The organism is Luteitalea sp. (genome assembly GCA_009377605.1).
Classification (GTDB): Bacteria; Acidobacteriota; Vicinamibacteria; order Vicinamibacterales; family Vicinamibacteraceae; genus WHTT01.
Genome location: WHTT01000130.1, coordinates 1 through 12,952, shown reverse-complemented (window position 1 = coordinate 12,952; position 12,952 = coordinate 1). Strand labels below are relative to the sequence as shown.

General features: G+C 66.8%; 8 protein-coding genes, 1 tRNA gene and 1 pseudogene. All 10 read right to left on the bottom strand.

The window, feature by feature from the left end; translation table 11 throughout:
* Positions 1-161: 161 nt before the first annotated feature.
* The 10 genes and pseudogenes from GEV06_26290 to GEV06_26245 all read right to left on the bottom strand — a co-directional run bounded on the left by GEV06_26290 (position 162) and on the right by GEV06_26245 (position 12,780).
* Positions 162-255: transfer RNA gene (locus GEV06_26290), tRNA-Ser, on the bottom strand.
* An 89-nt stretch (positions 256-344) separates the two neighbouring features.
* A pseudogene (locus GEV06_26285) lies at positions 345-486 on the bottom strand (tyrosine-type recombinase/integrase).
* Between the two features lie 82 nt (positions 487-568).
* Entirely contained in the window at positions 569-1,540 is a 972-nt protein-coding gene (cobD, locus tag GEV06_26280; protein MPZ21372.1) for a cobalamin biosynthesis protein CobD, read from the bottom strand.
* On the bottom strand, positions 1,530-2,666 hold the full coding sequence (locus GEV06_26275) for a hypothetical protein (GenBank protein ID MPZ21371.1): 1,137 nt from the start codon (positions 2,664-2,666) through the stop codon (positions 1,530-1,532). Before GEV06_26275 ends, cobD begins: the two co-directional genes overlap by 11 nt.
* Positions 2,667-2,685: 19 nt before the next feature.
* The gene (locus GEV06_26270; GenBank protein MPZ21370.1) at positions 2,686-4,134 is read right to left on the bottom strand and encodes a cobyric acid synthase; all 1,449 of its coding nucleotides are present in this window, start codon (positions 4,132-4,134) and stop codon (positions 2,686-2,688) included.
* Positions 4,094-5,809, bottom strand: a complete 1,716-nt coding sequence (locus GEV06_26265; protein ID MPZ21369.1) for a VWA domain-containing protein — start codon at positions 5,807-5,809, stop codon at positions 4,094-4,096. The genes GEV06_26270 and GEV06_26265 overlap by 41 nt, the downstream gene beginning before the upstream one ends.
* The gene (locus tag GEV06_26260; GenBank protein ID MPZ21368.1) at positions 5,806-10,140 is read right to left on the bottom strand and encodes a cobalt chelatase; all 4,335 of its coding nucleotides are present in this window, start codon (positions 10,138-10,140) and stop codon (positions 5,806-5,808) included. The genes GEV06_26265 and GEV06_26260 overlap by 4 nt, the downstream gene beginning before the upstream one ends.
* A 5-nt stretch (positions 10,141-10,145) precedes the next feature.
* On the bottom strand, positions 10,146-11,153 hold the full coding sequence (locus tag GEV06_26255) for an iron chelate uptake ABC transporter family permease subunit (protein MPZ21367.1): 1,008 nt from the start codon (positions 11,151-11,153) through the stop codon (positions 10,146-10,148).
* Positions 11,135-11,902, bottom strand: coding sequence for an ATP-binding cassette domain-containing protein (locus GEV06_26250; GenBank protein ID MPZ21366.1), 768 nt, complete (start codon positions 11,900-11,902; stop codon positions 11,135-11,137). Before GEV06_26250 ends, GEV06_26255 begins: the two co-directional genes overlap by 19 nt.
* On the bottom strand, positions 11,899-12,780 hold the full coding sequence (locus tag GEV06_26245; protein MPZ21365.1) for an ABC transporter substrate-binding protein: 882 nt from the start codon (positions 12,778-12,780) through the stop codon (positions 11,899-11,901). The genes GEV06_26250 and GEV06_26245 overlap by 4 nt, the downstream gene beginning before the upstream one ends.
* Positions 12,781-12,952 lie beyond the last annotated feature (172 nt).

Genomic DNA, 12,952 nt, shown 5'->3' with positions numbered 1-12,952 from the left:
CGCAGCGCTCGAGGGGCCATCCGAGCCGCCAACGCCTTCGCCGAAGGCCAGACAGCTGCCAATGAATGGGATTCGTGCCTCGGGGCGGCGCGCACAGCGCGGCGCCACGGCGCCCGAGGAGGCCACCCGAGCCGCCAACGCCTTCGCCGAAGGCGAAGGCGTGGCGGTGAGGGAGGGATTCGAACCCTCGATAGAGGTTTAAGCCCCTATAACGGTTTAGCAAACCGCCGCCTTCAGCCGCTCGGCCACCTCACCGTGCGTGGATTTCCTAAGGATTTTGCGAATTGGCTTCGCCGGAAACGGTGACTGCCGGGCTAGTGTGCCCCAAGCCGACGTGCAGCATCCCGCAGGTCTCCATCGCTGACGACATTATAACGATAGAAAACGCTGCGCGTCTTATGGCCGCTCATTTTCATGGCCACGCGCTCCGGAATACCGGCGCGGACCATGTTGCGGATGGGCCGTCCGCCGGAAGTCGTGCGGAATGCTGCCGGGGCACCCCGCGGCAGTTCTCGCCCGCCGCCACGCCTGGTGGAAGCCTCCTTCCGAGATGCGCTGGCCGGAGCTCTCAGGCCAGCAGACTGGTTCCCAGCGCGGTCACGGCGAGACCGCTGAGCACAACGAGCGCCACTGCGCGCGTCACATCCGTCGATGAGCCGAGAGTCGGGTCCGCGGCATCGCCAATCCAGATGTCGGTGACCTGCACGCCGTTCAGCCAGATGGGCCCTACGATCCGGCGCTCGAGTGCACCAGCCGTGGCGGCTTCGCTCCAACCGGCGTTGGGACCAAGCAGGAGCCCGTGTTGCCGAAGGCCAACGGTCCACGCCTTGCGGCCGGAGAATCCGGGCAGCACCGCTGCAACAGCGCTGATGACGACCCACGTGATCCTCGCCGGCAGATAGTTCAGCACGTCATCGAGTCTTGCGCCGCACCAGCCGAAGCGTAAGTAGCGCGACGTCTTGTAGCCGACCATTGAGTCCATCGTGCTGACGACCTTGAACAGGACGACAGCTGGCAGGCCCGCCAAGACGTACCAAAACACCGGGCTGACGAAACCGTCGGTTAGACTCTCGCTGAGACTTTCGACGGCTGCCCGCCTGCATGCGGCGGAGTCCATGCGGTCCGTGTCGCGCCCGACCAGCGCGCTCACCGCCCGGCGCGCGCCAGCGAGATCGTCGTGACGAACGGCGGATTCGATCCGCCAGACGTGGCGCAGCAGATCGCCGAGGGCGAGCAGTGCGTACAGCATCAGGGCGTGAACGACCCAGGCAAGGGTCAGCGAAACAACGTCGGCGGTCCAGGTAAGCGCCACGACTGCCGTGAGCGTCACGGACGCGAGCACGGCAAAGAGCAGGATGCCTCCGCCGTATCCGTCGAAGCCCATGACTCGCAGACGATGCTCGAGACTTGTCAGCAGCCGGCCGATGAGACGTACCGGATGCCACGCGTAGACCGGGTCGCCGAAGGCGAGGTCAGCGACGACGGCGACGACCAGCAGGAGCGGATCCGGCGCGAGCGGTCGCCACCAGTCAGTCACCAGTTCGCCACTTCTCTGACCATCCCAAGGCCAGGGCCCTCAGCACGAGCGCTGTGACATCGCCGTCGGCATACGGACGCAAGGTCGCACGAAACTCTGGCCAGCGGTGCGCCTGCGCGGACAGATTCGCCGCAAGGCCGGCCGCTTGCTGCACCATAGCGTCAGCGGCGACAGACGCCGGAATCGTACCGTACCGGACGCGATCGCAGACCGTGGCGAGGGCATGTGCCGCAGCGCCAACCAGCGGCTCGTAGAACGCGGCCTTGCTGTTCTTCTTCAGGAGCTCGAGCTCGCCTTCGCTCATCAACGAGCCGATCTCGTCGAAGAGCGTCGCCTCTCGCACCCCAAATCGTCCGAGCGCGTGAAACAGACCCCGCGTGTAGCTCGCCTCCAGCCCGTTCTGCCATCGAAGCGCCTCGATCGTCGCCTCCCTCGTCGCCCGGCCGATGATCTCGCCCAGCTTCAGGTGCGGGCTCGCAGAGGTGAGGGCCTTGCCGCCGTCCGCGGGCGAGGCAATGCAGTACTGGTCTGTGCCTGTGCCGGTCGCGAGATCGATGTGCCGCTTGCTGGGCACGGCCAGCCGCTGCAGTGCCGCAGTCTTGCCCTCGGTCATCGTGACGACGGCGCGCGCCAGCGCGCCAGGCGTCAACGGGTGACTGGTCAAGAGCATGGTGTTGATCGTGCCGGTGTGGGCTACCACCTTCTGCATGCCTGTGTCGGTCTCGCGCCACGTGGCCGGTTCTCCCGCGGCAGTGGCGTTGCCCTCGACACCGGCGGTGACCGCCGCCGTCACGGCGACGTCGCCATCGACCTCACGAACGATCGCCACGTAGTTCATGCTCGCCGCAGTGGCCATAACCGCAGTGCAGTCGGCAGGCACGCCGACTTCGTCGCACACGTGATCATGGTACCCGTCGGAGCCAGCATCCGTGATGACCTTGTGCCGGTCGTGATGGGCGGCGCCCTCACAGCTTTGGTGGTTGACGAGCCAGCGCACGTGCGTCGTCCACCCGCCTTGGCGCGCCGAGGTGCTCACGACATGATGCGCGCCCTTCAGATCGGCGACGAGATACCGTCCCGCCCGGCGCAGGCCGAACGATGGTTCGTCGAGCAGTCGTTCCCAGTTCATGCGATGAACTCCGCCAATATCAGTCAAAGCCCAGACGATCGAGCTGGCGCCCGTGCTGCGCGAACCACGCCGCGAGCCGCTGGTAATGGTCTACCTTTGCAGAGGCCGGCGGTGCCACGCCAAAGACCTCTGCGCACACGGCGGCGCTCTCAAACGCCCCGTGCAGGTAGGTACCCATCACCCCATCGCGGCAGAGACCGTCGGTCTCACCGTCGTCGAGCGTCGCGAACGGGGCCCGAGCTGCGCCGCTTTCCACTGATGCCACACCGACGTGGATCTCATAGCCGCCGAACGTCACGCCCCCGGCGGTCACCGCGCGAACGGCCCGAGTACGCTTCTCCCGCGTCAGGGTCGTGGTGACCGGCAGCAGGCCCAGCCCTTCGACGGACGCCGTGTCAGATTCCACGCCGGTCGGATCGGCCACGTGGCGCCCGAGCATCTGGAAACCGCCGCAGATGCCCAGCACCGACGTGCCCGAGCGGTGCTGCGCCACGATCCAGTCCGCCAGACCGACGGCGCGGAGCCAGGCCAGATCTGCCATGGTGCTCTTGCTACCGGGCAGGATGATGAAGTCGTACCGTCCCGGTGGCGGCGCCGCGATCCAGTCCGCCCACGTGAGCAGGCGGAAGTCGGTGGCATTCGAGAGGTGCGGCAGCCGCACGATTGCCAGGCGCGCGCCGGCCGGCGGCGCAGTGCGGGGGCGTGTCTCGAGCGCCAAGCTGTCCTCGGCATCCAGGTACACGTCCCCCACGTGCGGAAACACGCCGAAACAGTGCGAATCCGTGTGCTCCTCCAGGATGCGGACGCCCTCGTCGAAGAGCGCCAGATCACCGCGGAACTTGTTGATCGCGAAGCCGCGAAACAAGGCGCGCTCGTCTGACGTCAGCAGGTGTGCCGTGCCGATCACGGATCCGAACACGCCGCCCCGCTCGATGTCGGCCACGAGGATCCACGGTGCCCGGACGCTGGTGACCAGACCGAGGTTAACCAGATCGTGCTGTCGAAGGTTCAGCTCCGTCACGCTGCCCGCACCCTCGATGACAATGGCGTCGAAACGGCTCGCGAGGTCGGCATACGCGGCGAGCACTATCGGCCGCAGCTCCGCCGCGCGGGCATAGTACTCCCGCGGCGAGACGGTCTTCCACACGCGGCCATTCACGACGACCTGACTGCGCCCGTTCCCGGCTGGTTTCAGCAGGATCGGGTTCATCGCAGGCTCCGGCTCGAGGCCGCATGCTTCGGCCTGCGCGACCTGCGCCCGTCCAATCTCTCCTCCCGCCCGGCAGGGGTAGGAGTTGTTCGACATGTTCTGCGCCTTGAACGGCGCCACCGAGATGCCTCGTCCTCGCAACCAGGCGCAGATGGCGGTGGTCATCCAGCTCTTGCCGGCGTTGGACGAGGTGCCGCCGATGAAGAGGCTTCTCGCCTTACCCACATCGGACCTCCCGAATGAGACGCACGACTGCAGCCTGGTCCAGGTCGGCCAGCCGCAGACAGGTTGCGCGCATCGCGACGGCGAGCTTCTTTGGACGTCCGGTAAGACGCCGCTCGTCTTCGGTGTCGATGACCAGCGCCAGAGTGTTCAGCTCGGCGGCGGCGGCGAGCGCATCGCCCCATGCATCGTCGCTTCGCCGGGGCACGTTGGCGTGGCCGTCGGTGACCAGCACGACCACCGACTGGTCCGTTACGTAGCCGGCCGCTAATTCCAGCGCATGCGCCAGCGGTGTGCGCCCCCCGGTTGGCAGGTACGCAAGCGCCCGGTCCGCTTCGGCGTGGGAAGAGGTCGGCTCGACGAGCACCTGCGCGGCCGCTCCGCGGCACGCGATGACGACGACTTCGTCATGTCGGCCGTGGGACGCCTCCAGAAGACTGCTCACCGCACCTTTCACCAGACGCATGCGTTGTCGAACCGCATGGGAGCCACTGGAGTCCACGATGACGATGAACCGGGTGGACGCGCGCGGCTGCCGCACTCGCTCGTGGAGATCTTCGGGGCGGAGATGCACGGCTCCTGTATGCGTGACGGTATGCAACAGCGTTGGCCGCAGGTCGAGCTCTCTCGGCGCAGCGGTGCGGCGGCTGGCAATGACGGGACCGGCAGCGGCGACACCTGACGCGCCGAGCGAACTGGCGGCGCGGCTTCCGTGGCGTTCGACCACCAATCGTGGACTCTCCATCGGCGCGCCCTCGAACACCCGTTCAGCGGAGGAGGGATCGCCCTTGGAGTCTTCGTCGTCACCGTCGTCACGTCTCGAGTCTGGTAACGGCGAAGGCGACGGGGACTGCGGCGGCCGAGGCTTCCCGTCCATTCGATGGGCCAGGGCGAGTGGGAGCACCGCCTCGACATGAGGCACCGTGACGTGGTCAGAACCGTCGAGCGCGGCGTACGCGCGGCTCGCTCGCACGACCGCAAGATCTGCGCGCAACGATCGTACCTCGTGTTCCGCGACACGCGCCGAGACGTGCTCCAGGAGCTCGCGTGATAGGTTCACATCAGCGACGCGCGCCCTGGCAGCGGTAAGCTTCGCTGAGAGGGCTTCTTGCACCTGCGCACACGCGCGGGTGAACGCTTCAGGGTCGCGGTCGTGGGCCAGCCGCCTCTCCAAGATTTCGCACCTGATGGCCGGCTCGGACGGCGCCTCGACGTTCACGGCGAGGGCGAACCTGTCGAGCAACTGCGGGCGCAGGGCGCCTTCCTCCGGATTCATCGATCCGAGCAGCACGAAGTCGGCGCTTTGAGACGCACTGAAGCCCTCACGCTCGACGATATGCACACCGCTTGCGACCGCGTCGAGCAGCGCATCGGCAAGGTGGTCGGGTAGCAAGTTCACTTCGTCGACGTACAGGACGCCGCCGTTGGCCTCTGCGAGCAAGCCCAGCTTCAACGATGGTTCGCCCTTGAGCGCCTTCTCGACATCGAGGCCGCCCAGGAGACGATCCTCAGTGGCTCCAATCGGCAGCGTGATGAACGGCGCATGCGCTTCCAGCAGATCGGCCAGGCCCCGAGCAGCCGTGCTCTTGCCCGCCCCCTTGTCGCCCCGAACGACCACGCTCAGCCGCCGATCGATGGCGGCCAGCTGCAGCGCCAGTTTCAGCGTGTCGAGGCCCACCAGCGCGGTGAACGGAAACTGTGGAGCGCTCATGAACGCACGCGCACGCGCTCTCCGCGTGCCTCCACGAAGCTCTCTGCCTTCAGGCGCACGTCTTGCAGCGCGGCCAGCGTCTCTGGCGCGGCGTTCTCCCACAGACCGCGATCGGCAGCCTCGAGGAGCCGGTCGGCGATCGCGTGCAGCGCCCAGGGATTCGACTGTTCGAGAAACTCCTGCATCTCAGGAGAAAGTGCATACTCGGCCGCGAGTCCCTCGTAGACCAGATCCGGTGCCACGTGCGCGGTCGCGTCGAAGCCGAAGACGTAGTCGACGGTCGCCGCCAGTTCGAGGCCGCCCTTGTAGCCGTGACGACGAATGCTCTCGAGCCACTTCGGATTGACCACGCGCGATCGGTAGACGCGCAGCGCCTCCTCGCGCAGGTCGCGTACCTTCGCTGCGTCAGGTCGAGAGCTGTCGCCAACGTACATCTTTGGCTGACGCCCGGTCAGCGATCGCACGGAGGCGATCATGCCGCCGTGGAACTGATAGTAGTCGTCCGAGTCGAAGATGTCGTGCTCGCGGTTGTCCTGGTTATGGACGGCCACCTCGATGGCGCGCAGGCGCTCCGTGAACACGTCGCGCGCGTCCACGCCCTCCGCACCGCGGCCGTACGCATAGCCGCCCCACTCGACGAAGACCGTCGCGAAATCCTGGTCGCTCTGCCAGTGGCGGGTGTCGACGAGCTGCTGGATACCCGCGCCATACGTGCCCGGTTTGGCGCCAAAGATGCGATAGCGGGCACGCGCCTCCACCTCGTCCAACGCCGCATCCGACGGACGCGCCAGCTCCTCGAGGTAGTGCTTGCGTGGATAGTTCTGATCGGCAGGCTCGTCGAGGCCGACAACCAGCTCGACCGCGTGATCGACCAGCGTGATGAGATGCGGAAAGGCGTCGCGGAAGAACCCGCTGATGCGCAGCGTGACGTCGATACGCGGCCGTCCGAGGCGGTCGAGCGGGATGACCGCCAGATCCCGGATTCGCCGTGACTGCGGATCCCACACCGGCTCCACACCCAGCAGCGCCAGCACCTCGGCAACATCGTCCCCCTGTGTTCGCATCTGTGCGGTGCCCCAAGCGCCTATGCCGATCATCGCCGGGTAGCGGCCTTCTTCGGCGAGGTGGCGCGCCAGGACTTCGCGGGCCAGTTGCTCTCCGACGCACCACCCGGCCTGCGACGGCACCGCGCGCGGGTCCACCGCGAAGAAGTTTCGGCCGGTCGGCAGGATATGCGCCATGCCGCGCGTGGGCGCGCCGGCCGGGCCGGGAGGCACATACCGGCCAGCCAGTGCGTCCAGCACGTGGTCCACTTCGTCGGTGACCTGCTCCAGCGCCGGCACGAGCGTGCGGCATGCAAAGCCCAGGCACTGGCTGACCGTGGCGTCCAGACGTCCCAGGCGTCGTGTGACGAGCGGCTCGATCGAGCGTTCGTCGAAGCCGGTCTCTTCCAACTCGATGAACAGATCTCGCGCCAGCGCTTCGAGGCGCTCGATCGCATCGGCATGGGCGACGCACATCGTGCCGTCCACGTCGCGCGTCACGTCGAAGCGTGCACCGGGTGCGGCGAGCAGCGTCTGGAGGTCGACGTCGAACGCCCGCGCGAGAGCCGCCTGCAATCCATGCACGGCACCGTTCGGCAAACGTGTGAGCGCGCGCAAGGTGTCCGGCAGCACGGGCATGGCGCCGAGGACGTGCAGGCCGTCACGGATTTGCGCCGTGCCGAGCTCGCAGAGATAGCCGTCGATGTCCTCGATCAGATGCGCGACATCGTTGCCGCACATCTCGGCTAACGTCACCGGCACGCCTTCAGGCGTCAGCTCATCGTCCCACTCATGCGTGTGATCACCATGATCCCGCGCAAGCATGGTGCGCAGATCGAGGTCGGCCTGCAACTGCGCCTCCTGGATCAACTCCCAGATCTGCTGCTGAATGATCGGTAGCCGTGTCGCGTCCAGCTTTTCGGCTGCGTAGTACTCGTTGACGAGATCGTTGAGCGCGGCCAACGGTCCGTAGGTGTCCGCGGACGTCATTGGCGGCATCAGATGGTCCACGATGACGGCATGCGCACGGCGCTTGGCCTGGCTGCCCTCGCCGGGGTCGTTCACGATGAACGGATAGACGAGCGGTAGATCGCCGAGCAGCGCATCGGGATAGCACTCGTTCGACAGGCCAACGCCCTTCCCAGGCAACCATTCGAGTGTGCCGTGCTTGCCGACGTGGACGATGGCATCGGCAGCCCATCCACCATCTGCGGTCGGTGTCGCCAGCCAGCGATAGAACGCCGCGTAGTGATGCGTCGGCGGCAGGTCGGGCGTGTGATAGATCGCGTCCGGGTTCATGCCGTATCCGCGGGGCGGCTGCAGCGCCACGACCGCGTTGCCGAACGTCATCGCGGCAAAAAGATAGTCACGATCGTCGGTCCAGGGCTCTTTGGTCAGGAGGTGGGTAGTACTTGCGGCCTTTGATGCGATCTTCTTGTCGACGCGCCGGTCCGGGCTGCGCAGCGTGTCCCCGCGCTCAGTTGGTGTGCCCCACCACTCCTCCATGCGTTTGCGGGACGTCGCTGGCAGCGTCGCGAACGCCGCGCGATAGCGGGATCGGGAGAATCGCTCGGCGACTCCCGGATCGAGTGGATGGTCCTCGTCGTAGCTGCCACGCGCGAGCAAGCCCGCCATCAACGCATCGCTCGTGTCGGGCGGGCCATCGATCGCATAGCCGTCACGGCGCATCGCTCGCAACAACGTGAGCAGGCTGGCCGGCGCATCGAGCCCAACGGCATTGCCGACCTGCGATGCCTTGGAGGACGAGTTCGTGAGGACGAAGGCGACGCGCATCTCCCCGCGCGGAAGCTGGCGCAGACGCACGAGCCGGCTCGTCAGACCCGCCACGCGACTTGCGCGCTCCTGATGCGGCGCGTAGAGACCGGGTGCATCGTCGGATCGATCCTTGAACGAGACCGGCGGTGCGATGATGCGGCCGTCGAGCTCGGGGATCGCAACATTGATTGCCGTGTCGAGCGCCGTCAGACCGCGACGGGACACCTCCCAGGCTTCGCGGGGCATCCCACTCGTGACCGCCTGCACGACGGGCACGTCGATCCGTTCGAAGATCGACGAGTCGCCTTCGCCGCCGGCATCACCCAGAGCGAACGAAAGCGTGGAGATCACAACGTCCGCCCGGCCCATGATCAGACGCAATGCGGCAGGCACGCCGTCCGCCTCGCGCGCCCGCAGGCTCGACGTGAAAATCGCGAGGGCATTGATGCCGTGCTGGTCGAGCACGTCGATGAGCTCATCGATGAAGGCGAGGTTGCCGCTCAGGGCATGCGCGCGGTAGAAGAGAATGGCTGCCGTCGGCTTCGCCGGATCTCGCCGCTGCTCCCAATCGTCGATCGTGGCGTGCTCGACATCGGGCAGATACACGCCGTGCTCCGGCACGTCGAGTGGCGGCGCGCTGCCGTGGCCGGTGAGAAGCAGCCGGTCTGCCAGAAACTTCAGGCACTCACCGAGGTTGTGCTCGCCACCGAGGGTCAGGTACGTGCGGACGGCTTCGACCACGTCCAGGCTCACGGTGCTGGCGCGGGCGAAGTCGGCCCTCGGCTCGCCCGTGCCGCTCACGACCACCAGCGGCGTCGACCGTTCAACCGCCCACGCGCGCAACCGATCGAAGCCGGGCAGGCTGTCCAGCTCACCGTGCAGTCGTACGACGAGGACGCGCGCGCCCGCCAGCGTTCCTTCCAGCAGCAGCGAGAGCTGTTCGTCTGTCTGGAGTCGAACGAGCGACACCCCCACGCCCTCCAGGTCTTCTGGAAGCGTGCCGTTGACCCGCTTCAGCGCCAGCAGATCGGTGTCGGCGTGCGACAGCAAGGCAAGCCGATATCGCGTCGATGCACTGGACAATGGGGCCAGTGCAGGCGTCTCCGTCCGAGGCCGCACGTCCCAGTCGTAGAAGTTGAAGACGTATTCCGTCAGCTCGGACGAGGGGGTCACGAACCGATCGGCGCGCACCATCGTCTCGATGTAGTCGTAGATGAGCCGCACGTGCCATGGCGTGTTCACGGAGTGGAACCACACCGAACGGCCGTCGAACACGAGACTGGCGACGTTGGCGAGGGCGCACGGCCCGAGGCATCCCGCCTTCGTCAGATGCACGACATTCCGCAGCTTGCGACGCAGCCATTCGTCCTTGAACGTGTCGACCGGCACGGCCGCGTAGCCCCGCTCTGTGCGGCCGCAACAGCACCCGGTGAAGCAATACGACAGATGCGCGCGTCGCTGGACGACATTGATCGCGCGGCCGTCGGCCCGGATCACGCGCGCCCGAAACATCTCGGTCATCGTGTCCCTCCGCGCCGGACGACCCATATCAGGTGAGGGCCACCGATGAAGGCGGTGATAGCGCCGGCCGGAATCTCGGCGGGCGCGAGCAATACGCGTCCCAGCGCATCGCAGGAAGCCAGGAGGACGCCGCCGAGCAGAAACGCGCACGGCATCAGCAATCGATCGTCGCCACCGAGGCGCGCTCGGAGCAGGTGCGGCACCACCAGGCCCACGAAACCGATCGGCCCTGTCAGCGCTACGGTGGCCGCCGCGAGGATCGAGCCCGCGACGTACCCCTGAAAGAGCGCCCGCCGCACGTGCGCGCCGCGCGTCGCCGCCCACGCCTCTCCGACAGCGAGCAGGTTCCACTGACGTCCCTGCCGGATGATGACCAGGCCGATCGCGACAACGGTGGCCACATAGATCAGGAGAGTTGAACGCTCGATCGCATCGAGACCGCCGATCAGCCAACGCGAAATCGCAAACGATTGAGACATCCCGGTCAGGCCATGGACCAACAGAATGAGGGCGGCGCACACACTGTTGATGGCGATGCCGGCCAGCAGGAGGCTGGAAGAAGAGAGCTGCCCGCCACGGGTCGCGGCTCCCATCACCACGAACAAGATGAGTCCCGCACCGACGAGTGCGCCCGCCCAGATACCGACAACGCCGGCCACCGTGTGCCAATCGAACGCGATGGCGATCACAGCACCCAGGGATGCACCGGTCGAGACGCCCAACGTATAGGGTGTCGCGAGTGCATCCCGCAGCATGGACTGGAAGAGGCTCCCAGCGAGCGCCAGCGCGCCCCCTGCGAGCAGCCCGAGCAGCGTACGTGAGAGCCGCAGGTTGGTGACGATCGACCAGTCCGGCTCCTGCCTCTGCCACACGCGGCTCCAGTCCAGCCCGCTTGGTCCAACGAGTGGCAGAAGCAGGCCCGCGGCCGCAAAGAGTAGCGCCGAGCCGCCGAGCCAGCGCGCCACGGATCGCTGTTCCGTCGCCATCACCGGTATCGCACCCACGGACGCGACCCTCCATGCTCCACGGTCAGTCGCTGGGAGAACACGTGCAGCCACGCAGGGTCGTCGAGCGCGGTCTCGGTCGCGAGGTCCCGAGCCACGCCCCGCTCGGCCAACACGATCAACCTGGTACAGAAGGTCAGCGCGAGATTCATGTCGTGCGTGACCGCCACGCAGGCGACGCCGCGTTCAGCTTCGGCGCGCAGCACGCTGAAACAGTGCAGCTGCTGGTCGACGTCGAGAAACGTGGCAGGCTCATCCAGCAGCAGGACACGGGCTCGCTGCGCCAGGCACGCCGCCAGGAAGACTCGCTGGCGCTCACCGCCGCTCAGCGTGGCCAGGCTCCGTCGTCGCAGCTCGAGGCAATCGCACCGCTGCATCGCCTCGTGGGCGATTTGGCGATCCTCGTCTGACTCGAACCAGCGCGTGGCGTGGACGTAACGACCCATCAGGACGAGCGCCTCGGCCTGCACCGAGAAATCGGCACGCAGGCTCTGCGGCAGGTGCGCGAGCAGCCGCGCTCGCTCGAGCGCCGTCCATTCGTCCAACGGACGCTCCGCCAAGACCACGGCGCCCTCTGTTGGGGCACGTAAGCCCGCGATGATATCGAGCAGGGTGCTCTTGCCCGCTCCGTTGCGGCCCATGATGGCAACGAACTCGCCGGGCGCGACATCGAACGACACCTGTTCAAGTACCGGCACCGTCGCGGCCCACCATGCCACGTTCCGCACGCGGAGCACGGGCAACGTCATCGCGGCTCGACTCCGTGGAGCCACCGCGCCATGGTCGTCGCAACCTCGACGATGCGCGGGCCGGGCAAGACGAAGGCTTCATCGTGGACCGCGTGCACCGCATGCTCGCGGACCGCTTTCACCAACGTCTGACGCTGCCAGAGACTCTCGGTAATCTGGCGACGGCGGTCGGCGTCTGCCGCCGATTCGCCCATTTCACCGACATCGACGATCACATCGGGAGACAGACCGATGATCGTCTCCATGGAGATGCGCGGGTACTCGAGCTTCACCGACGCCAGCACGTTCGTACCGCCGGCAATGGCTGCGATATCGTGCAGGTACGAGCCAGGGCCGACGGCGATGATGTCGGTGAGCGTGCCAGTTCGACGGCCGACGACGATGAGGATCTTTCGCCGCGCTCGCCCGGCGACGGAAGCCTTCACGCGGTCGAGTGCCGCGGTCAGGCGAGAGACGAGACGATCCCCTCTTTCGGGCACGCCGGCCGCCGTGCTGATCTGCCGGATCGTCGTAAAGACACTTGACAGAGATCCACGATCGACGACGGCGGTTTTGACCCCGAGCGTTGCGAGCTGAGTGGCCACCGTGTTTGGACCGGCGTGGACGAACACCAGATCCGGCTTCAAGCGCGCGATGGTCTCCGCATCCGGCTTCAGAAACGTGCCCACTTTTGGCAGCGCGGCGACGGCCGGCGGATAGCGGCAATACGTCGACACGCCGACCACGCGATCGCCGAGCTCCAGCGCAAAGAGCGTTTCGGTGATGCTCGGCGAGGTCGAGACGATGCGCGAAGGGACCGCCTGCGGCTGCGATCGACCCGCCGTGCTCGCGAGTAGCGCGACGAGGATGATCAGCAGGCCGCGGCAAGGGCTTCTCATGTCACACGGCCTCAGGCAGCGGACGCTGTGCCATCGCTTCCAAGTCCTCGGGCATGGTCAACGCGTGGCAAGGTCTCAGTGTTCATGACAGGGCCTCGTTGTCGCTACCACGCGCGGGAAAATCGATTGCCTGCCTTGCCGGTCACGTCGCGCAGCGATCCGCTGACACCCG